Source organism: Microbispora sp. H11081 (genome assembly GCF_012999535.1).
Taxonomy (GTDB): Bacteria; Actinomycetota; Actinomycetes; order Streptosporangiales; family Streptosporangiaceae; genus Microbispora.
In genome coordinates this window covers 1-22,482 of the sequence record NZ_JABBWV010000024.1, presented here as the reverse complement: position 1 = coordinate 22,482, position 22,482 = coordinate 1, and the positions used below count along the sequence as shown (strand labels likewise).

21 protein-coding genes and 1 tRNA gene are annotated in these 22,482 nt (G+C 66.9%); 13 read left to right on the top strand and 9 right to left on the bottom strand.

Features of this window, described 5'->3' with window-relative positions:
- Positions 1-1,145: 1,145 nt before the first annotated feature.
- Complete coding sequence (locus tag HHX31_RS32875) at positions 1,146-3,194, top strand: P-loop NTPase fold protein (RefSeq protein WP_169953607.1); 2,049 nt, start codon at positions 1,146-1,148, stop codon at positions 3,192-3,194.
- Positions 3,195-3,761: 567 nt separating this feature from the next.
- On the opposite strand, the gene HHX31_RS32870 is transcribed toward HHX31_RS32875, so the two are convergent.
- Both HHX31_RS32870 and HHX31_RS32865 read right to left on the bottom strand, forming a co-directional pair.
- A complete protein-coding gene (locus HHX31_RS32870; RefSeq protein ID WP_169953605.1) occupies positions 3,762-4,310 on the bottom strand; it encodes a flavoprotein in 549 nt (182 codons plus the stop codon).
- Positions 4,307-5,722 carry a helix-turn-helix transcriptional regulator gene (locus HHX31_RS32865; protein ID WP_249347343.1) on the bottom strand — a complete coding sequence of 472 codons (1,416 nt, stop codon included), beginning with the start codon at positions 5,720-5,722 and terminating at the stop codon, positions 4,307-4,309. The genes HHX31_RS32870 and HHX31_RS32865 overlap by 4 nt, the downstream gene beginning before the upstream one ends.
- 307 nt (positions 5,723-6,029) lie before the next feature.
- Between HHX31_RS32865 and HHX31_RS32860 the strand changes: the two genes are divergently transcribed.
- From HHX31_RS32860 to xerC, 10 genes are all read left to right on the top strand, one after another.
- Entirely contained in the window at positions 6,030-6,371 is a 342-nt protein-coding gene (locus HHX31_RS32860; RefSeq protein ID WP_169953601.1) for a hypothetical protein, read from the top strand.
- Positions 6,368-6,661 carry a hypothetical protein gene (locus tag HHX31_RS32855; RefSeq protein WP_169953573.1) on the top strand — a complete coding sequence of 98 codons (294 nt, stop codon included), beginning with the start codon at positions 6,368-6,370 and terminating at the stop codon, positions 6,659-6,661. Before HHX31_RS32860 ends, HHX31_RS32855 begins: the two co-directional genes overlap by 4 nt.
- A 104-nt stretch (positions 6,662-6,765) precedes the next feature.
- Positions 6,766-7,599 (top strand): phosphotransferase enzyme family protein, encoded by an 834-nt coding sequence (locus HHX31_RS32850; protein WP_169953599.1) that lies wholly within the window; start codon positions 6,766-6,768, stop codon positions 7,597-7,599.
- A gap of 137 nt (positions 7,600-7,736) precedes the next feature.
- Positions 7,737-8,468 carry a GntR family transcriptional regulator gene (locus HHX31_RS32845; protein WP_169953597.1) on the top strand — a complete coding sequence of 244 codons (732 nt, stop codon included), beginning with the start codon at positions 7,737-7,739 and terminating at the stop codon, positions 8,466-8,468.
- Between the two features lie 122 nt (positions 8,469-8,590).
- Positions 8,591-9,007 (top strand): plasmid replication, integration and excision activator, encoded by a 417-nt coding sequence (locus tag HHX31_RS32840; RefSeq protein WP_111701647.1) that lies wholly within the window; start codon positions 8,591-8,593, stop codon positions 9,005-9,007.
- Positions 9,004-9,306: a hypothetical protein gene (locus tag HHX31_RS32835; protein WP_169953595.1), complete on the top strand. Its 303-nt coding sequence runs from the start codon at positions 9,004-9,006 to the stop codon at positions 9,304-9,306. Before HHX31_RS32840 ends, HHX31_RS32835 begins: the two co-directional genes overlap by 4 nt.
- 87 nt (positions 9,307-9,393) lie before the next feature.
- Complete coding sequence (locus HHX31_RS32830) at positions 9,394-10,815, top strand: FtsK/SpoIIIE domain-containing protein (RefSeq protein ID WP_169953593.1); 1,422 nt, start codon at positions 9,394-9,396, stop codon at positions 10,813-10,815.
- Positions 10,812-10,994 (top strand): hypothetical protein, encoded by a 183-nt coding sequence (locus HHX31_RS32825; RefSeq protein WP_169953591.1) that lies wholly within the window; start codon positions 10,812-10,814, stop codon positions 10,992-10,994. The genes HHX31_RS32830 and HHX31_RS32825 overlap by 4 nt, the downstream gene beginning before the upstream one ends.
- Positions 10,991-12,607 carry a replication initiator gene (locus tag HHX31_RS32820; protein ID WP_169953589.1) on the top strand — a complete coding sequence of 539 codons (1,617 nt, stop codon included), beginning with the start codon at positions 10,991-10,993 and terminating at the stop codon, positions 12,605-12,607. Before HHX31_RS32825 ends, HHX31_RS32820 begins: the two co-directional genes overlap by 4 nt.
- Positions 12,607-13,743 (top strand): tyrosine recombinase XerC, encoded by a 1,137-nt coding sequence (gene xerC / locus HHX31_RS32815; RefSeq protein ID WP_169953587.1) that lies wholly within the window; start codon positions 12,607-12,609, stop codon positions 13,741-13,743. Before HHX31_RS32820 ends, xerC begins: the two co-directional genes overlap by 1 nt.
- 83 nt (positions 13,744-13,826) lie before the next feature.
- On the opposite strand, the gene HHX31_RS32810 is transcribed toward xerC, so the two are convergent.
- The 7 genes from HHX31_RS32810 to HHX31_RS32780 form a co-directional block, all read right to left on the bottom strand.
- Positions 13,827-13,898: transfer RNA gene (locus tag HHX31_RS32810), tRNA-Val, on the bottom strand.
- A 15-nt stretch (positions 13,899-13,913) separates the two neighbouring features.
- Positions 13,914-14,870 carry an ROK family protein gene (locus tag HHX31_RS32805; protein ID WP_169953585.1) on the bottom strand — a complete coding sequence of 319 codons (957 nt, stop codon included), beginning with the start codon at positions 14,868-14,870 and terminating at the stop codon, positions 13,914-13,916.
- Positions 14,867-15,193: a hypothetical protein gene (locus tag HHX31_RS32800; RefSeq protein WP_169953583.1), complete on the bottom strand. Its 327-nt coding sequence runs from the start codon at positions 15,191-15,193 to the stop codon at positions 14,867-14,869. The genes HHX31_RS32805 and HHX31_RS32800 overlap by 4 nt, the downstream gene beginning before the upstream one ends.
- 77 nt (positions 15,194-15,270) lie before the next feature.
- Positions 15,271-15,726 carry a peroxiredoxin gene (locus tag HHX31_RS32795; protein ID WP_169953581.1) on the bottom strand — a complete coding sequence of 152 codons (456 nt, stop codon included), beginning with the start codon at positions 15,724-15,726 and terminating at the stop codon, positions 15,271-15,273.
- A gap of 73 nt (positions 15,727-15,799) precedes the next feature.
- Positions 15,800-16,228 carry a DUF3052 domain-containing protein gene (locus HHX31_RS32790; RefSeq protein WP_084370137.1) on the bottom strand — a complete coding sequence of 143 codons (429 nt, stop codon included), beginning with the start codon at positions 16,226-16,228 and terminating at the stop codon, positions 15,800-15,802.
- 140 nt (positions 16,229-16,368) lie between these two features.
- Complete coding sequence (locus tag HHX31_RS32785; protein ID WP_169953579.1) at positions 16,369-16,776, bottom strand: secondary thiamine-phosphate synthase enzyme YjbQ; 408 nt, start codon at positions 16,774-16,776, stop codon at positions 16,369-16,371.
- A 10-nt stretch (positions 16,777-16,786) separates the two neighbouring features.
- On the bottom strand, positions 16,787-16,981 hold the full coding sequence (locus HHX31_RS32780) for a DUF1918 domain-containing protein (RefSeq protein WP_030505662.1): 195 nt from the start codon (positions 16,979-16,981) through the stop codon (positions 16,787-16,789).
- A gap of 496 nt (positions 16,982-17,477) precedes the next feature.
- On the opposite strand from HHX31_RS32780, the gene aceE reads away from it, so the two are divergent.
- On the top strand, positions 17,478-20,231 hold the full coding sequence (aceE, locus tag HHX31_RS32775) for a pyruvate dehydrogenase (acetyl-transferring), homodimeric type (protein WP_169953577.1): 2,754 nt from the start codon (positions 17,478-17,480) through the stop codon (positions 20,229-20,231).
- Positions 20,232-20,382: 151 nt separating this feature from the next.
- Positions 20,383-22,260 (top strand): serine protease, encoded by a 1,878-nt coding sequence (locus HHX31_RS32770; RefSeq protein ID WP_169953575.1) that lies wholly within the window; start codon positions 20,383-20,385, stop codon positions 22,258-22,260.
- Positions 22,261-22,482 lie beyond the last annotated feature (222 nt).

Genomic DNA, 22,482 nt, shown 5'->3' with positions numbered 1-22,482 from the left:
CCCGCGACGCATGTCAGGGCGGGGACCAGCTATGAACACGAGCTGGGAGCTACACCACCGACATCACGCCGGTCCTCCAATCTGCGAGCTCACTCGCCGCAAGCGACTTCGTGTCGCAACGTCTGCCTCGACCCACCGCGAAGCGGCAGCAGGCCGGCGACGGAAGGTCAAGCCCGTCCTCGCGTGTACCTCAACCGGCCGCCGTTCCTCGATCATCAGATGCCAACGGTCAGGGACGGGCTTGAACTGGAGGAGTCGGGCTGCTGGGCTCTGCCTGGGTCGCGGCAGGCGGGACGATCAGGCCCACCTCAGCCACTACGGACCCGGCTCGTGCTCCTCGCGATCATCCCGGAGCCGAGGCCCCCGCCGGAGGCGCAATACGTCGGCAGGAAACTTCGACGGCGTCTGGACAGTTAAGAGTGCAGAACCTATGGCGGAGGGGCTAAGTGGCACTAAGCGACACCTTAGTCTCGACCTTGGCAGGCGGCGCGTTGGCGACCCTCGGCACATGGCTTGGGACGCGATGGCAGGGACGTGAGGCCAAAAGGTCGAGGTTGGAACAATACGAGAGGGACGATCGTCTTCGACACGAAGCCGATCGACGAGCGCTATATGCGCGGTTTGCAAGACTCCTTACTGAGGTGCTCGACTTAGTAGATGCGCCCGAAGCTTACGACAAGCTCGAGGACCTGGAGCGACTGTATTGGGAAATAGCCATGATTGGCTCCGCCGACGTGGTCTACCGTGCGAGGAGTGCCATCATGGCTGTGGCAACCGGACTTGAGGTTGACCCTGAGCTGCTAGTGGCATCTTTCGTGAGGTCTGTTCGCGAGGAGCTTGGCTTGGCGCAGGAAGGACTACCCCGCAATCTGCTGAGAGACAGTGAGCAGCACCTTAGTCGGGAAGCTCAAATCTCTCGCCAACTGCGGATGACCACCCTCGCTCAGGAACAGGGAAAATCTCGAGTACGGCCCACGCTGGCCGCGCGCGAGAACGGCCCCCAGGCCGCACGCGCAGCGCGGCGGCCGAGCGTGGGGCCGTAAGGCGGCGCGGAGCGCCGCCCTTGATGTCTAAAAGAACAATTCGGCAAGCGACTTAGTGACACTAGCTTGTATGAAAATCCAGAGTCGACGACGGAGGCTGCAGTGATTGTTGGAGATGACCCTGTATACGCAGAGGGTGACCGCTTGGGACGGAAATCTCTGGCCGAAAACTGGGCCGACACCATTATCAGCGCAAAGGCGCCATTCGGTCTTGTATTCGCTGTTACTGGCCCGTGGGGGTCAGGAAAGACTTCCATGCTGAATATGATGGAAGAAAAGCTACGGGCATCAGATGTAACAGTACTCAAGTTCAACCCATGGCTATTTTCTGGCACCGACCAGCTAATCAGCCATTTCTTCGGAGAGATGGCGAGCCAACTCGATTACGAAGACCCCAAACAGAAAGAGATTGCAGGCAGACTAAAGAAGTATGGCACCCTATTCTCCCCCCTTAAGGCAATACCGGTTATCGGTAGCACTCTTGGCGGTGCAGCAGACGCTGCCTCGACTATTGGAAAATATTTGGAGGACACGCAAAGTCGAGGCGTGGAAGAGCAACGAAGACTGATCGAAGATTCTTTGCGGGAACTCGATAGTCCCCTGGTTCTAGTAGTCGACGATATCGACCGCCTCACGGGTCAAGAGATTCGCGATGTACTCCGAATGGTCCGTCTGACCGGCGCGTTCCCCAACCTCATCTATCTACTTTCCTTCGATCGACAGCGCGTTGAATTGGCGCTGAACGAGGACGGCCTTCCCGGAAGAGCCTATCTCGAGAAGATTGTTCAGGTTATGTATGATGTTCCGATTGTCGTACGAGACAGCCTCCGCAATATTCTGCTAGACGAACTGAATCATGCCGTTCAAGACACCGGCTATTCCCGATTCTCAGCCGAAGCATGGCCGGACGTGCTGGTTGAAATCATTGATCCACTCCTGAACAACATTCGCGACGTTCGGCGCTATATAGGCCCACTGCGAGCAGTCCTCACCTCTCTAGAGAACGAAGTTGAACTTGTCGACGTCTTAGCCCTGGAGGCTCTGCGCATATTTCTCCCCGATTCCTATGCACTGCTGCCCCCCGCTGCTCGTTCGTTGACTGACACGGCAGACGCGAGCCACGAGTCTTCCGAGCTTAAAGCGCAGGCCGAAGCGTTCGTCAACTCAGATCCAAATCATGCGAACATTCTTCGTTCTCTTTGTGCGCGAATTTTCCCTGCATCGCGACGTCGTTTGGGCGAGTACCAACGCTATGGAGGCGATTGGGAACGGACATGGCTACGAGAACGCAGAGTGGCCAGTAATTCCGTCCTATCTTTCTACCTTGAGAAATCCATGCCCTCGACTGTGAAGAGTGCCATCACTGCCGAGGCTATCTTCAGCCGGTTTGAGGACCGAGCCTACCTTGAGCATGCCTTCCAGAACATGGGCCCCGCCGGCGCGGAAGAAGTAATCAGAGCTCTGGAGGCATACGAGGACCAGTTTTCCAATTGCGACCCGATTCCTTCGGCCATAGTGCTGCTCAATCAGCTGCCACGCCTACAGCGTCCTAAGCGTGGGCTCCTTGACCCAGGCCCCACGATAACTATATCAAGGGTCGTACTTCGCCTTCTCCGCCCGATCGCTGACCCCGAGCAGGTCCTAAGGATTGCCAAAGACATCCTCCCCAATCTAGAGCAGTATTCTACAAAGTTCGAGCTTACGCGACTAGTAGGACACGCGAAAAATGCAGGGCACAAGCTGATATCAGAAACAGCATGGAAGGACCTCGAAACAAGTCTTAAGAACGAGGTGCGTAGCGCTTCCGCTGATTCTCTCGCGACGGAATGGGATCTGTTGCGCCTTCTCTGGCAGACAGGCCAAGGCGAGGATTCTCAGGAATGGCGTATACCTCTCGAGTTTATCGATCACCCCGCTCTTGCCAGAGCAATTCTCACGGACTCTGTAGGAACGACGCAGTCTCAGAGCTTCGACTCCCGAGCGATCACCAAAAAGAAGCATCTCGCCTGGGACATCTTGATGGAGGTTCTCGGCGACGAGAATGCAATTATTCGCTGTCGAGATGCCGCTGCAAGCATCGATGAAACAGCAGATGACCTGATAGAGCTGGTTGATCTATACCTATCAGGGTGGCGTCCCCCTAGGTGGTAGCGCCACAAAAGGCGGAGCCTTCACAGGCAGGCTTGGCGCGGATCAGCTGCTCCTTGATCGAGGAGCGCGCGCCAAGCCTGACTCCTGCATGTATGACTGTCAGCCTAAGACCTACTTACCTTGGGGATAGTAGGATATCTCTAGTACGCGAGGACAACACCCGGTACCTTCCAGCCGTGGCAACCAAAAGCGGGAACCGTCTGGTCAAGTATTGGGGCTTCGTAAGTTTTGGGATTCTTGTGGCGGGCATGTTCGGATGGATTCCAGACTTGGCCCCGATACTGCTAGTGGCTTTGTCCATAGCGACAAGCTACTTCTTCATCTTTCGAATGCCCGTATGGTGTGGTGCCGTGAACAGAGATGGGACCTACTGTCGCGAGAACGCTTACGGGTTGCTCTTGGGCTGCCACCGCCGGCAGCACAAATGGCAGAAACTCAAGATGCGCGTGGCACGATCAAAGTGGGCGCAGCTCAATCGAGGACTTTGGACTCAACCACGCGAGTGCATCGCCACGCTCGGCGGAATTGCAACTGTGTTATCTGGAGTGGCAGCTGTCATTCCTTTGATTATGAAGTGAGCGGCGCTCGGCCTAGGCACGTTAACGTGAGGTGCCAGGGGTAGGAATCGATGCGGTCCCCTCCCATACTTGCCGGGTGAGGCTGAAATTGGCCAGGGCCTAGGAGAACCCGAACTCCCTCCACACGAAGCGTCTCGACGCTGCGCTGGAACGGCTCGCGAGCTGCGAGGGCGCTGTTTACGAAGGGCAGGACGACGACGGGGATGCCGAGGCCGGGTGCTTCGGCGAGGAGGCCGAGGGCGTAGGTGTCGGCGATGCCTTGGGCGAACTTGTTGATGGTGTTGTAGGTGGCCGGGGCAACGATGATGGCGTCGGCTCTCGGCGGCTTGGGGTCGCCGGGTTTGCGGTACTGGCTGCGGACGGGGCGGCCGGTCTGCTTCTCCAGTGCGGGGACGTCGATGAAGTCGAGTGCGTTCGGGGTGGCGACGATCTGGACGGTCCATCCGTCGTCCTGGGCCATGGTGACGAGCTTGCCGACGTCGCCGGCGGGTCCTGCGGCGCAGACGATGACGTAGAGGACCTTGCCGGTGTCGGTCACGCGGTGACTCCCAGGGATTCGGCGTACTCTCGCGCTTCTCGGCGGATGCTGATGGGCGCGGTGGCGAGGATGTCGCGGACCAGCCTATGAGTGGCGGGGCGGCTGGTGATTTCCTCGGGGGCGATGTCTCCGGCCGCGCGCAGGATGTAGAGGGCGCGGTCGTGCTTGCCCCACGCGAGGAACGCGCGAGAGGTGTCCAGGAGGACGGTCGCCTTGCGCTCGTTGATGGGCAGGGCGTTGATGTCGATCCTGCGGGCCTTCTCGATCGCGGTTCCGGCATCGCCGAGACTGAGGGCGATGTTCACGCGGTGGCACAGGACGTTGTTCGGGCCGAACGCGGTCCACATGTGGTTGCCGTCGTAGCCGAGTCGTCGGCCTGCGTCCTCGGCCTCGTCCAAGAGTTCGGCGGCGGTGTGCCGGTTGCTGTGCTGGGCGGCGGCGACGGCTCCGCGTAGGAGGAGTGTGCCGTAGACCGACAGGTCGTTCGGGGACGGCTGAGCTAGGGCGGCGTTCAGGCGTTGGGCGGCGCTGCTCGCCATGCCGGTAGCTGCTCGGTGGTGGCCGCCGTCCATCAGGGCGTGCGTGATGATCCGGGCGCTTGAGCCCATCATGAGCGGGCTCTCGCTGGCCTGGGCGGCGTGGACGCTGCGATCGGCGGCGAGCCAGGCGAGGCCCTTGTCCTCCTGCTTGAGCAGGATGGAGGCGGCCACGTGGTGCGCCTCGGCCGACAGGGCGTGTGCCTTGAGCCGGGCGTCCCCGTCGAGAGTGGCGCATGCGAGGCGCAGGGAGCGGATCAGTGTGGGAAGCATCGCCGCGACTTCGGAGTATCGGCACGCCTGGTAGGTCCGCTTCGCTCTGGCGACAGCGGAGGCAAGTTGCGACAGCTCCGGGAGCTGGGGGCCGGCGACCGGGTATTCGGTGAGGGCTGCGGCGAGATCGTCGGCGCCTGCGGCTTCCTCGTCGCGGGTGAGGGGTTGGGCTACTACGGCACTGAACAGGGCGGCCCCCGCGAGGCCGACGAAGTCACGACGTCGCACTTCGGTCTCGTCCTCTCCGTGTCGGACGAGATCAACGGTAGGCGGAGGACCTGCTGGGCGGGGATCCTGCCGTGGGATGGCTGCGGCGGCCAGGTCGCGAGGAGCGAGGCCGAGAGCCATGCGGGCCTGGTCGGGCATGTGCAGGCCGTCGGCGATGCGCTCGAACACCTCCAGTGCGGTGACCTGCTGGCTTCCGCTCATGATGGCGCTGACCTTGCCCTGGCTGTAGCCGGTCAGGCTGCCGATCGCGGTCTGGCTCAAGCCGCCGTACTGACGGACGAGGCGGAAGACTGCGCCGATGTCGCGGGCCTTGAGCGCGGTGAGCATGTCGGGGCGGTGCCATAGCGAGGCGGGGACCTCGTACGGCTCGGCCATGCGTGGCGGCATCCGCGGGCTTTCCCTTCGCACCGGGCGGGCAACGGAAAGTGCCTTCCACTGCTACGCGGTCGCGACCTATCCCGTCAAGGGATGCCACGCGGGGATGGGCTGGGAGAACGAGAATTCCGACCCTTGATCCCATGGTTACGGAGATGGACAGATGCGGAGCCTGCCGGGGGAAGGGCTGGCGGTTCGTTCGGAAGTCCTCGGCCGATGCCCGGCTTCGGCTTGACGGTGTGGCCGTGGAGTTGGTGGCGGTCGAGTGCTTCGACTGTGCGGGTACCGGCGTGCCGGTGGCGGCGTGATGAGCGCCGATCAGCTCGTGTACGGTCGGCGGCCCCCGGTGGTCACCGCTGCCCACATTGCGGAGCGGCTGCGGGTGGAGCTGGAGCAGTACGGCGTGGCCGCCGACGTGCACGAGGGGTACGGGCTGGCGCTGGTGTCGGTCTGGGTCGAGCTGGTCGTGTGGACCGATGGCAACTGGTTCCGGTGGCGCTCGGGCCGTACCTCGACCAGCGGGCGGCCGGTCTACGCCTTCGCCCCGGCCTCCGACGTCGTCACCGCCGCGCGCCGGGTGGCGCATCGGTACGGGCAACTTCGCCGCGTCCACCAGTGCCCGCCGTACCTTGCTGGCGAGGGCTCGTGAACGATCTGGACGAGCCGCACCGTCTGCACAGCGCACACGTCCCCATCCGCCGGGGCAACTTCCGGGAACTGGAGTGGTGGGAGCCGAGCCCCGCGCGGCGCGTCCGGGTGCTGGCCTGGACCTGCGACTGTCAGGCCCGGTTCTACGAGTTGTGCCATTCGGGCGGTGTCGCCTTCATCCGGCGCACCGTGCAAAACGAGGACGCCCCTGAGATCAGCGAGACCCACCGCTGGCGAGTGGGGCAGGGCTGGGAGACCTGGTCGGCGTTGCTGACTGGTCAGGTCCGATAGACGGGCGCGCGGCGGCTGCACCTTCGCCACGGGTCCGCAGGTCTGCCGCTGAACCCCAGCCTTCACTAGTGTGGGTGAGTGATCATCGCGCCCAGAGATATGCCATGACGGAGCGGAACCCCGATATGGGGCAACTTGAGGAAGAACCGCTGATCGGGGATGGTGTCACTCAAGGAATCGTGCGGGTGGGGGACACCGTTCGCCGTCCTGTCCGGCCGTTCACCGCGACCATCCAGGCTTACCTGGCGCACCTGCACGCCTCGGGCTTCTCTGGTGCCCCGGTCCCCTTGGGAGTGGACGAGCAGGGTCGGGAGGTGCTGTCGTTCGTTCCCGGCGATGTGCCCCGGGAGCCTCTGCCGCCCGAGACCGCCCGTGAGGAAGTCCTCGTCGAACTCGCGCATCTCATCCGGCGCCTGCACGACGCCGCTCATGGCTGGGCACCTCCTCCGGACGCCGTTTTCGGCGGAATCCCCGGAGCGCGGAACGCGAACTCGACCGCCGACGGACAGCCACTTCTGGTCAGCCACCGCGACTACTGCCCTGGCAACGTCGTCTTCCGCGACGGGCTACCGGCTGCACTCATCGACTTCGATCTCGCCAAGCCGACGACCAGGGTCGATGACCTTGCGAACGCTCTCTACTACTGGGCGCCTCTGCTGCATCCCCTGGACAGAGCGCCGGCCTTCACAGATCTCGACGTCCCCCGTCGCGTCGCCCTGTTCGCGGACGCCTACGGCATGACAGAGACCCAGCGCCGTGTCCTGGTCCCGGCGGCGGCCCGTATGATCCACCGCTTCCATGTCAACATGCGTTCGGCGGCTGAGGTCGACCCCGTGTTCAGACGCATCTGGGACCAGGAGGCGGCGCATCGACTGCCTCGGGCCGAGTCCTGGATCAACGACGAAGGCCCTGCCATCACTGCACGACTCGCCAGCTAGGACCTACCAAGCTGAGCCTTGGGAAGCCAGACAGGCCTAGGTACGGTTACCACCTCATATCGGCGACAGCCCTTCGCAGGGACCGCATGCGCTGCTAGCCTGCTTGGCTAGACAGGCATGTTGAATGTGGGGCCCTGATGTCATTTGAATACACCCCTCCCAAATACGCGCAACTGATCGCCGAACTGGAACGGCGCATCGAGTCCGGCGAGTACCCGCCCGGCTCTCCCCTACCGAGCGAACATCAGCTCATGGCCGAGTTCGGCATGGCGCGGCCGACCGTCGTCAAGGCCCTGGGCGTGCTGCGCGATCACGGGTGGATCGTCACTCATCAAGGCAAGGGCCGGTTCGTCCGGGGACGCCCGGCCATCGCCTCCACTCAGCAGGTACGCACCGGGCGCGAACTGCTCGACCGCAAAGAGGTCCAGGTCTCCAGCCGACTCCTCACAACGGGGCCGGCCGAAGCACCCAACCGCATCGCCTCCTACCTCGGCATCACACCAAAGTCGTCGGTGGTGCTCCGCAAGACGCTCGTCACCCGCGACGACGAGGCATCCGAGGTCTCCTCGACCTGGGTCCCCGCCGACGTGGCCGAAGGGACAGCGCTGGCGGACTCCGCCGATCTCAAGCAGGGCGTACGGCGCTACGTGGAAGCCGCGGCCGGTGTCGAGCTGGATCACATCATCGAGCACGTGACCGCCCGCAACCCCACACCGGAGGAGCGTGACCTCCTCGACGTCAAGGCTTCGGCCGCCCTGCTGGCCGTCTATGCCGTCGCCTGCGACGCCACCGGTAAGCCCTGGATCGTGGTGGAGACGGTCCTCCCCGGCGACCGTCACGAGCTTGAAGACGCCTACCCCATCCGGTAATCCAACTTTCCTCCGCGAACCCGCTTGGTGTACTTGACTAGCCAAGCGGGTTTCGCGTTTCATGGAGAGGCAGCTTGGTCAGTCAAGCTAACCGACAGGACAAGATGAGGAGGTGGTGCCACATGGCTCTACAGGGACCCATTCCGATCAGCTTCGGCCAGATCTTCCCGTACGGGTGCTACGCCGTGGGTGAGGTCGAGCCGGTCAAGGACTTCGAGGCGTCGAGCAACGGCCGGTTCGTCCAGGCGCGGGACAAGCAGACGGGCGAACTCGTCTGGCAGATCCCCGTGATGGACGCGGACCCGTCGCTGAAGGCGGCGCAGAAGACCGTGGCCGTCAAGATCCTCGCTCCGGTTCAGCCGGTGCCCCCGGCTCCGGTTGCGGGCCTGCCGTTCACGCCGGTCGAGTTCGACGGGCTGACCGTGACCCCGTACGTCAACGGGTCCGGGCGGCTCGCCTACTCGATCCGGGCTCGGGAGATGCGCGCTCCTCGCGCTCACGCCAAGGCGGCCGGCAACGGCAAGGAGGTGGCGGCGTGACCGGGCGGCCGTATACGCACCTGTCGATGTCGATCGACCCCGGCCAGCGCCCCCGGATCGGGATCTCGTTCTACGCCTCAATCACTCGGGCGCGGGCTCGGGTGCTGGAGTCCGGGCGGCCGTACCTGGTCCTGGAGTCCGACGAGGCGGACGTGACGGTCTCGACCACTGGGGCCGGGCCGGTCACCGCCGAGGACCTGGACATCGCGCGGCAGATCTTCAACGCCGCCGCCCGGTACCTGGCCGACTGCGAACGCATCCACGCCGAACTCTCCCAGGCCAGCGACTCGGCGGCCTGACATGCAAGCGGGGCCGCAGGAAGCGGCAACTTCCGGCGGCCCCTCAATTCTCCCTGACTGCGAAATCACGAGAGGACACGAAGTCTAATGTTCCGAAAACTGCCTGGCGACGAGGCGCGTAACCTCGTCTCCACCACACCGGATACGGCCGTGGTCTTCCGCCCGGCCGTCGTCCGAACCCCCGCCATCGTCACCATCGTGATCTGGCTGTCGCGGCTCGTCGCGGGCCTGGTCCGTCTCGTGGTGCGGCATCCGGTCGCGGTGGCCGTGCCGGTCGGTCTCGGGGTGATCTGGACCCTGTACGGCTGGCGCCTGGCCCTGGTGATGACCGGTTTCCTGCCCTCGGCCGGACTGTCGTGGGCGCTGCTGGATCGGGCCTCGTTTCTGCGCCTGGTCGGCTGGCGACTGCTGGCCTTCGCTCGCTGGTTCTGGATCTACCGGCGGCACTGGCAACCCGTCATGGTCGTCTCTGGCCTCGGACGGCACATCCGGGGCCGCGACTACCTGCCCCGCCTGATGCGCGTGGAGTGCGACGGCTGGGCCGACCGCGTCAGCGTGAAGATGCTCAACGGCCAAGCCGTCACCGACTGGGCCGACCGCATCGAGCACCTGGCCCACGGCTTCGGCGCACCCTCCTGCCGGGTCGCCGTCGCTCGGGCCGGGCGGCTCGTGCTCACCTTCCCCCGGCGTGATCCGCTCGCCGAACCCCTGCCCGCCGTCCCTGTCCCCGACAAGGCGTCGGTGGGGCCGGTCGAGATCGGCCGGTGCGAGGACGGTACGCCGCTGCGGCTCAAGGTCCACGGCACACACGTGCTGATCGCCGGGGCCACGGGCGCGGGCAAGGGCTCCTACCTGTGGTCGACAATCCGCGGCCTCCTCCCCGCGATGCGGGCGGGCCTGGTGCAGGTGTGGGCGCTCGATCCCAAGCGGATGGAGCTGTCCTTCGGGCGGGCGCTGTTCGGCTCCCGGTACGCGGCCGATCCGAAGGAGTGCGCGGACCTGCTCGACGAGGCGGTCTCGGTGATGCAGGAGCGGGCCGACCGGTTCGCCGGCCTCCAGCGCTCCCACACCCCCAAGCCCGGTGACCCGTTCGTCCTGGTGCTCGTCGATGAGGTGGCGTTCCTGACCGCCTACCAGCCCGACAAGCAACTCCGTCAGCGCATCACGGCGGCACTGGCCACCCTGACCACGCAAGGGCGCGCGGTCGGCGTCGGCGTGATGGCCGCGCTGCAGGACCCCCGTAAGGAGGTCATGAACATCCGCAACCTGTTCCCCGACAAGATCGCGCTCCGGTTGGACGAGTCGGAACAGGTGGACATGGTCCTCGGTGACGGGGCGCGCGACTGGGGAGCCCTGGCCGATCACATCTCACCGGTTCCTGAGCTGGGCGCGGGCGTCGGCTACGTCCGGTTGGAGACCTCCCCTGATCCACTGCGCGTGCGCGCGGCGTACGTCTCCGATGCCGACATCCGGGCCATGGTCGCGGAGTTCGCGGGGGTGGGCCGATGATGCGCCTGGCTCATATCCTCGACGGCCTGCGCTGCTCGGGCTGCGGCGCGCTCGATGTGCTCTGGCTCGATCCCGTGCGCGGGACCGTCGAGTGCCACGAGTGCGGCCAGAAAGCCACCGTCATCGTTGATGGCCTCGACCTGGTCGACGCCCTCGACGGGTGCGGGGGTGACTGGTGACCAACCCGCACGACCGCTCCACCCCTCGCGCCGTGCGGATGGCTCAACCGCTGGCCCGTGAGGTCGTGGAAGAGATCGCCAAGCAGTTCGGCGTGTGCATCCGGCCGGTTCCGCTGCGGCGGCAGGACATCCTCACCGGTCAGGTTGAAGTCATTGATGTTCCCTGCGGGGCGACGTTGGAGAGCAAGTGCCCGCCGTGCGCGAAGCGGAATCGCCAGTTGCGGCGGGCGCAGTGCCGGGAGGGCTGGCACCTCGACCACGAGCCCGTGAACCTGCCGGACAACGCTGATGAGTATCAGCGTCACCTTGTGGAGCTGCGGGCCGACGCCCAGGCGTGGCGGGATGAGGTGGAAAAGGCCGGCGGGGACACCACCGACCTGGACGCCGCGATCGTGGAGCTGGACGAGGAGATCAACCGAGCGGGCATGCGCGGTAACGTGCTCGGCCGTACCTCCGGCAAGCGGTCGCGCTCGACTAAGCGGCGGCAGGACGCTCCGGACCTGCCCAAGCGGCAGATGACCAAGACCACGCTCGGGCGGACCTTCACCGGCTCGGACGGCAAGGTCTACCGGCCCTCGATGTTCGTCACGCTCACCCTGCCCTCCTACGGGCGGGTGCTAGAAGGTGCGCCAATCGACCCGGACCGGTACGACTACGCACGGGCGGCCCGCGACGCGCTGCACTTCTCCAAGCTCGTCGATCGCTTCGTGCAGAACCTCCGCCGGGTCGCTGGGTATGACGTGCAGTACTTCGCGACGGTCGAGCCTCAGAAGCGGCTCGCGCCGCATCTGCACATGGCGATCCGCGGGACCCTGCCCCGTGCGGAGCTGCGGCAGATCATCGCCGCCACCTACCACCAGGTGTGGTGGCCGTCCACTGATGTCGTGCGGTTCGAGGGTGACCACCTGCCGCTCTGGGAGGACGGGGCCGGCTACCTCGACCCCCACACCGGGGAGGTCCTGCCGACCTGGGAACAGGCCCTCGACCAGCTCGACGCCGACGAGGACGCGCAACCGCTGCACGTGCTGCGCTTCGGCGACCAGCTCGACATACAGAGTGTGCTCGCCGGGACCCCGGACGCTGACCAGCTCATCGGGTACCTGTCGAAGTACCTGACCAAAAGCCTCGGCGACGCACTCGGCACCGACGACCCTCGCTGGAAGACGCACGCCGAACGGCTGCTTGAGGCGCTGCGGTTTGAGCCGTGCTCGCCGACCTGCCCGAACTGGCTGCGCTACGGCGTGCAGCCCAAGGGCGCCAAGCCCGGCATGGCTCCCGGCCGGTGCAAGGGCAAGGCGCACAAGCCCGATCACCTCGGCTACGCGGGCCGACGCGTGCTCGTCTCGCGGAAGTGGTCCAACAAGACCCTCACCGAGCACAAGCAGGACCGGCGCACCTGGGTCCTGGAAGCCCTCGGCCTGCCTGACGAGCCGGTCGATCCCCACCGCTACATCTGGAAGCCCATCAAGCCCGGAGATCCCGACCTCGCCCCCATCGGCGTCCGGCTGCTCCGCTCGGTCCACGAACGCCAGCGCTGGCGCAACCACATGAACCAACTTCAGGCACTTGGAGACGGGCCGAATCTTTCGGCAACGGAAGCGAGGGCGGCCTGATGGCGAACAAGGCAGGCCACCGCCGCTTCGGGAGCATCCGCAAGCTGCCGTCTGGGCGTTTCCAGATCCGCTATCCCGGACCGGACGGGAAGCTGCGCAGCGGAGAGACGACATACGAGCGGGAGCGCGATGCCGAACGGGCGTTGTCCCTGCTCGAAGCGAAGATGGTCACCGGAGACTGGACGGACCCTCAGCGGTCCAAGGTCAAGCTCGGCGACTACGCGGCAAAGTGGATCAGTGAGCGGACGGAGCTGCGCCCCCGGACGGTCGAGATCTACAGCGGGCTTCTCCGACGGCACGTCGCACCGTATTTCGGCAACGTCCCCCTAGGGAAGATCAATACGGAGATGGTCCGCGAATGGCGGGCGACTCTGGCGAGCAGCGGCGTCGGGGCAACTGAGATCGCAAAGGCGTACCGGTTCCTGCGGGCCGTGCTCATGACCGCGACGGACGACCAGCTCATCCCGCGCAACCCGTGCCGCATTCGCGGTGCCGGCGAGGAGAAGTCGGAAGAGCGGCCGGTCCTCACGGTGGCCCAGGTGTTCCAGCTCGCCGACCTGGTGCCGGTACGGCTGCGCGTGTTGATCCTGCTCGCCACCTTCGCGAGCCTGCGGTGGGGCGAGGTCGCGGCGCTGCGGCGGATGGACCTGGACCTGAACGCCGGGACCGTCAGCGTTCGGCAACAGCACGTCGAGCTGGACACGGGCGAACTCCTGGTCGGGCCGCCCAAGTCCCGTGCCGGTCTGCGGACGGTGGCGATCCCGGAGGCGATCATTCCGGCGCTGCGTCAGCACCTCGACCAGTTCACCGAGTTGGATCCGACCGCGCTCGTCTTCACCGGGGCCAACGGCGGCATCCTGCGGCGCAGCAACTTCCGGCGGGCCGTCAAGTGGAGCGAGACGACACGCAAGCTCGGCGTCCCCGGGCTCCACTTCCACGATCTTCGCCACACCGGGAACACGATCGCGGCCAGTGCTGGCGCTTCCCTCCGCGACCTGATGGCACGCATGGGCCATGACAGCGTGCGCGCCGCGATGATCTATCAGCACCGCACGGCGGAAGCAGACCACAAGATCGCCGATGTCATGAACGGCAAGATCACACAGGTCCTACCGACCGAGGCGAGTGGTCACTGAGCAAGATCGAGTGCGTTCGCTAATGGCACGTTAATGGCACGAGCCCCGTTTTCCCTGATGGGAGACGGGGCTCTTTTCGCAGGTGGGCGGTACTGGGTTCGAACCAGTGACCCCTCGCTTGTAAGGCGAGTGCTCTACCGCTGAGCTAACCGCCCGGACCGGACTACACCTTACGACACCGACCCGCCTCTCAGCACATCGAGTGACCAGTCGGCACCCGCGTCGTGCTCGCCCGCCGCCTGCCAGCCGAGGAGCGCCGCGCCGAGCATGCCCGCCCGGGGGCCCAGGGCGGCCGGGCGCAGGGGCGGCGGCTCCTGGAAGGCCAGGCGGCCTGCCAGCCGCTCCCGCAGCGGCTCGAACAGGGCCGGACCCGCCTCCGCCAGGCCGCCGCCGATCACGATCAGGGCCGGGTCGAGCACGAGCACGTACGACGCGAGGGCGATGGCCAGGGCTTCGATTGCCTCACGGAACACCTCGGCCGCCACCGGGTCTCCCCCGGACGCGAGCTCGACGACCTCCTTGGCGGTCGCCTCGCGGCCGGAGCGGGCCGTGAAGCGCCGGGCCACAGCCGACGCGGAGGCGTAGGTCTCCAGGCAGCCGGTCTGCCCGCAGGCGCACTTCTCCCCGGCCGGCCAGACGGGCGCGTGCCCGATCTCGCCGCCCCAGCCGTGCGCGCCGCCGTACGGCTCGCCACGGAGCACCACCGCGCCCGCGATTCCGGTGCCGATGGGCAGGAAGAGGAAGTCGGCGACGTCGCGCCCCGCGCCGAAGACGCTCTCGGCCAGGCCGCCGGTGCGGACGTCGTGGCCGAGCCGCGCCGGAACGCCGGGCGGCGTCAGCGCCTCGGCGGGCACGTCGCGCCAGCCGATGTTGGCCGAGTAGACGGCGGTGGACGCGGTGACGATGCCCGGTACGGCCAGGCCGACCCCGGCGGGCTCGGCGCCGTACCGGGAGCGGCCGAGGCCGGCGATCTCGCCCGCGTAGGCGCGCACGGCCTCCACCACCGCGTCCGGGCCGTTCTCGCGGCCCGTGGGACGTCCGTCGAGCACGGTTACCTCGCCGTCGCGGGTGACGAGGCCGCCCTTCATGGAGGTGCCTCCCACGTCCAGCGCGACGACGTACGTCACGATCGGCCCAGCACCCTGTTGAGGGCCGCCTCCACCTCCGCGGCGAGGCCGGGCAGGCGGGCGGGAGACGCCGGGCCCGCCGTGACGAGCGGCTCACCGGCCCGGGCGAGCCGCACCTCCCCGCAGGAACGGCACTCGATCTCCCCCAGACGGCAGATCAGCGCGATCGAGCCGCACGAGGCGCATGTGTCGAGATCGAGGTCGTGCACACGCTGGCAGTCCGGGCAGACGAGGACCTGCGCCTCCTGGCGCACCGCGCGCTTCCAGGGGCTGGCTCCGCGGACGGGGTCGGTCTGCCGGGCCCCGCACCTGTAGCAGGGCATCGTGACCTCCAATGGGGCGAGTCGGAGTCGGAGTCGGAGTGGAATATGTCAGTGCCCGGGGGCGGGCAATGAAACGATCAGAGTTCCGCGAGCGCCTTGCGATACTCGTCGAGATCGCGCGCGGAACCGATCGGGTTGACGATCTTCCAGCGGACGACGCCTTCGCCGTCGATGACGAACGTGCCCCGGTGCGCCTGTCCTCTGTCCTCGTCGAAGACACCGTACGCCCGGGCGACCTCACCGTGGGGCCAGAAATCCGACAACAAGGGAAACGAGAAGCCTTCTTGGTCCGCCCAGGCGCGCTGGACGAACATCGAGTCGACCGACACCGCCAGCAACCGGACATGAGGCGGCAGAGTGCCGACGAGCTCGTCGCGGATCGCCGCGAGCTCGCCATGGCAGACGGGGCTGAAGGACAACGGATAGAAGACGAGCATGACCGTCTTGCCCCGCAGGCCGGAAAGGCGCATGGGCACGCCGTGCTGGTCCTTCAGCGCGAAATCCGGAGCCCGCTGCCCGACCTCTAGCGCCATGAGCAGTCCCTCCCCAGGTGTCCGCTCATCATCCTGCCGTACGGCGTCCCCAGGCCGTACGGCAGGGCAATACTCAGCGGCGGGCCTTCGGGGCGACCAGCCTTGTGCCCGACCAGTCCCTCGCCGCGCTCACGCTGCTCGTCTGCGAAAGACCGGCTGTCGCCGCGTCCTCACCGATGTCGCTGGGTTCCACGTGGCCGTCACGCCCCGCCTTGGGGGTCAGCAGCCAGATCTGGCCTCCGTCGGCGAGTGCGGTCATGGCGTCGCTCAGTGCGTCGAAGAGATCGCCGTCGCCGTCGCGCCACCAGAGCAGCACCACGTCGACGACGTCGTCGTAGTCCTCGTCCACCAGCTCGTTGCCGGTCAGCTCCTCGATGGACTGGCGCAGCGCCTCGTCGCAGTCCTCGTCCCAGCCGACCTCCTGCACCACCTGACCGGCTTTGAGGCCGAGTCGTTCGGCCAGGCCGCGCTCGTCCTGCGCCTGACCCGCGGTCGCGCTCACGTTCATCCCTCCTGCTTGGGGTGACCCGCCCATGTCTGCGGTTGTCCTGGCTCGTTGAGAGCCATGCTTCGGCACAGTCCACACGCTGTGACCCGTCGTCGTCAACGGTCGCCACGGCGGGTGACCCGCACCGTTATCTCTTAATCGGTCAAAAACGACAAACGCACACGCCTGTCGGGGTTGTCGACGTTGAGATCGACCAGAGCGACCGACTGCCAGGTGCCCAGCGCCAGCCTGCCCCCGAGGACGGGAACGGTGGCGTACGGCGGAATGAGGGCGGGCATGACATGCGACCTCCCATGCCCACGGGAGCCGTGCGCATGCCGCCAGCGGTCGTCCGCAGGCAGCAGGTCGTCCAGGGCGGCGAGCAGGTCGTCGTCGCTGCCGGAGCCGAGCTCGAGCAGCGCCACGCCCGCCGTCGCGTGCGGGACGAAGACGTGCAGCAGCCCGTCTCCCCCGCACTCGCGCGCGAAGCCGGCGCACTCCTTTGTTATGTCGTGCACGCGCTCCCGCGAGCCGGTCCTTACCTCGATCACCGTCGATTTCACATCCGCGATCTTACGATTCGCGCTGAGCTGGGAGAACGACGGCGTCCGGACCGGGGAAGACGAGCGCTTCGTGCCCGTCCTCGTATTTCACCAGGAACGGCGGGCCGCCCTCCGGGCCGCGGACCTCGACGATGACGCCGTGCTTCTCGTGGTCGCCCACTACCGCGCCGTGCACCACCAGCCGGTCCCCTACCGTTGCGTGCATCTCGATCCCCCTCTCTCCAGCGCCTGGTACGGCTATCGCCACCTGGAAAGCGGAGAAACCCCCTTCTCCACGGAGGAAGGGACAATTCATACCAAAACGTTACATAGCTGCGAGACGCCTCCGGCGGGACGCTCCGTGACCTCGCGGCGAATCGGCCGCCCCTTCCGGGTAGGGCGGGGCAAGACCGGGTAGGGAGGCTGCGACCAGGCATGACATGGTGTTCATGGCCGTTGGGACGACCCCGGCGACAACCGGGAATGGCTGCTGAGTAAAAATCGTCCTACCATCGGTGGTCTAGGCCCAGACGTGTCCCGCAGCCAGCGCGGACGGTCCGGTTACCGGGGAGTAGAGATGCGCTTTCCGGTATGACGAGACAGGATGGAAGACGACCGCAACGCCGCGATCAAGCGCTCACCGCATCGCAGCAGGCAACCCAGACGTAACCCGACGTAACAGATCCGACGAGACAAAGTCCATCCTCGGAAGGCGAGACCCAGTGGCTTCCGGACGCCAGCGTTTTTCGATCATCAGTGACGGCCTACCCAGCCAGTTGCCTGATGTCGATCCGAGCGAGACCAATGAATGGCTCGAATCGCTCGACAACGTCATCAAGACCGAGGGCCGCACCCGGGCCCGTTACCTGATGCTCCGGCTGCTTGAACGGGCCCGCGAACACCAGGTCGGCGTGCCCGGCCTGCGCAGCACGGACTACATCAACACCATCCCGCCGGAGCGCGAGCCCTGGTTCCCCGGAGACGAGTACGTCGAGCGGCGCATCCGGGCCTACATCCGCTGGAACGCGGCGGTCATGGTGACCCGTGCCAACGCGCGGACCAACGTCGGCGGCCACATCGCCACCTACGCGTCCGCGGCCTCGCTCTACGAGGTGGGCTTCAACCACTTCTTCCGCGGCAAGGACCACGGGGAGTCGGGCGACCAGGTCTTCATCCAGGGCCACGCGGCCCCGGGCATCTACGCGCGCGCGTTCCTGGAGGGCCGTCTCGACACGCCCCAGCTCGACGCGTTCCGCCAGGAGCTGTCCCACGGGATCAAGGGCCTGCCCTCCTACCCGCACCCGCGGCTGATGCCGGACTTCTGGGAGTTCCCCACGGTGTCGATGGGCCTCGGCCCGATCGGCGCCATCTACCAGGCCAGGTTCAACCGCTACCTGCTCAGCCGCAAGATCAAGGACACCAGCCGCAGCCATGTCTGGTGCTTCCTCGGCGACGGCGAGATGGACGAGCCCGAGTCGCTCGGCGCGATCGGCGTCGCCTCCCGTGAGGAGCTCGACAACCTCACCTTCGTCATCAACTGCAACCTGCAGCGGCTCGACGGTCCGGTACGCGGCAACGGAAAGATCATCCAGGAGCTGGAGTCGTACTTCCGCGGGGCCGGCTGGAACGTCATCAAGGTCGTCTGGGGCCGTGACTGGGACCCGCTGCTCGCGGCCGACGTCGACGGCGTGCTGGTCAACCAGATGAACACGACGCCCGACGGGCAGTTCCAGACCTACTCGGTCGAGTCGGGCGCCTACATCCGCGAGAACTTCTTCGGCGGCGACCCGCGCCTGCGCAAGATGGTCGAGCACATGACCGACGACGACATCCGCAAGCTGTCGCGCGGCGGCCACGACTACCGCAAGGTGTACGCCGCCTTCAAGGCGGCCCGCGAGCACGTCGGACAGCCGACCGTCATCCTGGCCCAGACGATCAAGGGCTGGACGCTCGGCAAGGACTTCGAGGCGCGCAACGCCACGCACCAGATGAAGAAGCTGAGCAAGGCCGAGCTCAAGGAGTTCCGCGACCGGCTCTACCTGCCGATCCCGGACAAGGACCTCGACGCCGACCTCCCGCCGTACTTCCACCCCGGCGAGAACAACGACGAGATCGCCTACATGAAGGAGCGCCGGGCGGCGCTCGGCGGCTACCTGCCCAAGCGGGTGGTGCGCGCCAAGCCGCTGAAGCTCCCCGGCGACCCCGTCTACGCCGGCCTGCGCAAGGGCTCCGGCAAGCAGAACGTCGCCACCACCATGGCGTTCGTCCGCCTGCTCAAGGACCTCATGCGCGACAAGGAGATCGGCGCCAGGTTCGTGCCGGTCATCCCGGACGAGGCCCGCACGTTCGGTGTGGACGCCATGTTCCCGACCGCCAAGATCTACTCGCCGCACGGGCAGACGTACGAGGCGGTCGACCGCGAGCTGCTGCTGTCGTACAAGGAGTCGACCGAGGGTCAGATCCTGCACGAGGGCATCAGCGAGGCCGGCTCGATGGGCTCGGTCATCGCGGCGGGCACGTCGTACGCCACCCACGGCGAGCACACGATCCCGGTCTACATCTTCTACTCGATGTTCGGGTTCCAGCGGACCGCCGACCAGATGTGGCAGCTCGGCGACCAGATGGGCCGGGGCTTCCTGCTCGGCGCCACCGCCGGGCGCACCACGCTGAACGGCGAGGGCCTGCAGCACGAGGACGGCCACACCCCGCTGATCGCCTCGACCAACCCGGCGGCCGTGGCGTACGACCCGGCGTGGGCGTTCGAGATCGCGCACATCGTCAGGGACGGCCTGCGGAGGATGTACGGGGAGCACCCCGAGGACGTCTTCTACTACCTGACCGTCTACAACGAGCCCTATCCGCAGCCGGCCGAGCCGGAGAACGTGGACGTGGAGGGCATCCTCAAGGGCCTCTACCTCTACGCCCCGGCGACCGGCGACGGGCCGAAGGCCAACATCCTGGTCTCCGGTGTCGCGGGCCCGTGGGCGCTGGAGGCGCAGCGGATGCTGGCGGAGGACTGGGGCGTCTCGGCCTCGGTCTGGTCGGCCACCTCGTGGAGCGAACTGCGCAGGGACGCCCTCGCCGTCGAGGAGCACAACCTGCTCAACCCCGACGCCGAGCAGCGCGTGCCGTACGTGACCGGCAAGCTGTCGGGCGTGCCCGGGCCGTTCGTGGGCGTCAGCGACTACATGCGCGCCGTTCCCGACCAGATCGCCCAGTGGGTGCCGGGTGACTGGTCCTCGCTCGGGACCGACGGCTTCGGCCTGTCGGACACGCGCTCCGCGCTGCGCCGCCACTTCCACGTGGACGCGGCCTCGATCACGCTGGCGGTGCTGACCCAGCTCGTACGGCGCGGCGAGGTCAAGGCCGAGACGCTGCAGGAGGCCATCGCCCGCTACCACCTCAAGAACGGGGTCACCGAGATCGCGGCCCAGCAGACCCCGGAGACCAACGACACCCAGTCGATGGGCGTCTGATTCGCGAATCGTCACGCGGCCCCCGCCTCCGGCGGGGGCCGCGGTCGTTTCCCGGGCCGTCGTCGCACGTCAGCGCTCTTGCAGTGGGGTACCGGCCGATCCCAAGCCACCTCCAAGCAGGAAACAAGACCGTTCCATCACGCTTACCGCCGTGGATGGAAATCTTAGGAAATACCTCGCCAAACTGACCGGGGGGATGGCCGCGATGGCGGCTCTCGCCCTGCTCGTCACAGCCGCTCCCGCCTCGGCGGACCCCGGGGACGAGATCCCCGCCGGCACCCGGCTCGCCGCCCGCACCCACCCGGCCGTGCAGCTCACCAGCATCACCTACTCCGGTGAGGTGGTCGTCCCGAGCAGCCAGCCCAAGGAGGCCGCGTGGAACCAGCTGACCAACGAGGCCACGCAGGCCGTGCTCGCCGGGAAGATCCCCTCCGACGAGCGGAGCATCGCCAAGTTCCTCTTCCAGCGCGTGGCCTCCGACGTCGACAGGTACCTCCAGCCCGTCGGCCCTGAGCGGACGGTCAAGGCCCAGATCGGCGGCATGTGCACGGGCTGGTGGGTGACCCCGGACGGCTACATGGTCACCGGCGCGCACTGCGTGCAGATGAGCGACCAGGAGCTGTCGCAGGCCTTCGCCCAGCAGGGGCTGGAGAAGTTCAACAAGCAGGACGCCAAGGAAATGATCACCGCCCTGCGGGACTTCGAAGCCGACAAGGAGATGATCGAGCTCGTCCAGCAGATCTACGTCACCTTCAACAGCAGCCACCTGGAGATCCGCGGCCTGCGCAAGAGCCTCTCGGTCCTGCAGAGCCTGCCCGGCGGCGGCGTCGACAAGACGGCCAAGGAGGTCCCGGCCGAGCTGGTGTCGGTCGGCGAGAGCTACCCGGGCAAGGACTTCGCCCTGCTCAAGGTCAACGGCCAGCAGCATCTGCCCACCGTGCCGCTCGGCGACGACGCCGACGTGCAGACCGGTGACACGCTCTACATCAGCGGCTTCCCCGGCCTGGTGACCAACACGCCCTGGTTCAGCGTCGAGTCCAAGCTCGACCCCGCGCTCACCGAGGGGCCGTACAACGCCAAGCGCAGCACGCAGGAAGGCGTGCCGTACATCCAGACGCAGGCGCCCTCGTACCAGGGCAACTCGGGTGGTCCCGTGTTCAGCCGGGCGGGCAAGGTCATCGGCATGCTCATCGCCGGCACCGTGAGCGAAGGCGGCGAGGCGTCGGAGAACGAGAGCTTCGTGCTTCCGGTCTCGGTCATCAAGGAGAAGCTCAACGAGAAGAACGTCAAGCCCGCCGCGTCGCTGACGACGACGAAGTACAACGAGGCGCTCGACGACTTCTTCCAGCGGCACTACAAGGAGGCGCTGCCGAAGTTCCGCGAGGTCCAGGCGCTGTTCCCGAGTCACCCGTACGTCGCGAAGTACATCACCGACTCGCAGCAGGCGATCTCGTCCGGCAAGGACGAGACCCCGCAGCCGATGTGGGTGTGGATCGCCGCAGGGGCCGGTGTGCTGGTCCTGGCCGGCGGCGGCGTCCTGCTCCTGATCCTCCTGCGCGGACGCAGGAAGCGCTCCGCCTCCCCGCGGGGCGAGGCGCCCTCCCCCGCGTACGGCGGCCCCTACCCCGGGCCGAACGCCGGCGGCGGTTACCCGGCGCAGGTCGGCGGCGGTTACGACAGGCAGCCGGTGAACGGCCATGTGCTGCCCCAGTCCTGGCAGCCGCAGAGCCTGCCGCCGGCCGGCGGACAGGCGCGGGCGGCGGGCGGCCACGAGGCGCCGCGCCACCTCGGCCACGACCAGCGCCCGGACGGCCACGACCGGCAGCGGCCGGACGCGGGCTACGACGCGCAGCGGCCGGACGGCGCGACGCGGTACGTGCGTCCCGCGCCCTCGCCGTACGGTGAGCAGCGGCCGCCGGCCATGCCGGGCCACGCCCCGGCCGAGGCGGGCGCGCCGGACGTCGCCGACCTGGAGCGGGAGATCGCCGAACTGCGGCGTCAGTTGCACCACCGTCAGACGGAGGCGTGACAGCCGGACGGGAGGGCCGTGCCTGTCCCCTCCAGACAGCACGAGGGCCGGACCGCGCGGGTGCGCGGTCCGGCCCTTGGGCCTCTCGGGAGCTTGGGGGGTCAGCTCTCGGAGGAGAATGCGGCGTCGAAGGCCGCCTCGGGCGGGGTGATGGCGTTGAGGGAGCGGATGTAGGCCAGGGCTTCGGGTGCGCCGTGCAGCCGGTCCATTCCCGCGTCCTCC

Coding starts and splice junctions, on each gene's coding strand:
- HHX31_RS32865 (WP_249347343.1), bottom strand. CDS start 5,722: ATGGCCGAGCCGTACGAGGTCCCCGCCTCGCTATGGCACCGCCCCGAC.
- HHX31_RS32860 (WP_169953601.1), top strand. CDS start 6,030: ATGAGCGCCGATCAGCTCGTGTACGGTCGGCGGCCCCCGGTGGTCACC.
- HHX31_RS32850 (WP_169953599.1), top strand. CDS start 6,766: ATGACGGAGCGGAACCCCGATATGGGGCAACTTGAGGAAGAACCGCTG.
- HHX31_RS32845 (WP_169953597.1), top strand. CDS start 7,737: ATGTCATTTGAATACACCCCTCCCAAATACGCGCAACTGATCGCCGAA.
- HHX31_RS32840 (WP_111701647.1), top strand. CDS start 8,591: ATGGCTCTACAGGGACCCATTCCGATCAGCTTCGGCCAGATCTTCCCG.
- HHX31_RS32830 (WP_169953593.1), top strand. CDS start 9,394: ATGTTCCGAAAACTGCCTGGCGACGAGGCGCGTAACCTCGTCTCCACC.
- HHX31_RS32825 (WP_169953591.1), top strand. CDS start 10,812: ATGATGCGCCTGGCTCATATCCTCGACGGCCTGCGCTGCTCGGGCTGC.
- xerC (WP_169953587.1), top strand. CDS start 12,607: ATGGCGAACAAGGCAGGCCACCGCCGCTTCGGGAGCATCCGCAAGCTG.
- HHX31_RS32800 (WP_169953583.1), bottom strand. CDS start 15,193: ATGCCCTGCTACAGGTGCGGGGCCCGGCAGACCGACCCCGTCCGCGGA.
- HHX31_RS32795 (WP_169953581.1), bottom strand. CDS start 15,726: ATGGCGCTAGAGGTCGGGCAGCGGGCTCCGGATTTCGCGCTGAAGGAC.
- HHX31_RS32780 (WP_030505662.1), bottom strand. CDS start 16,981: ATGCACGCAACGGTAGGGGACCGGCTGGTGGTGCACGGCGCGGTAGTG.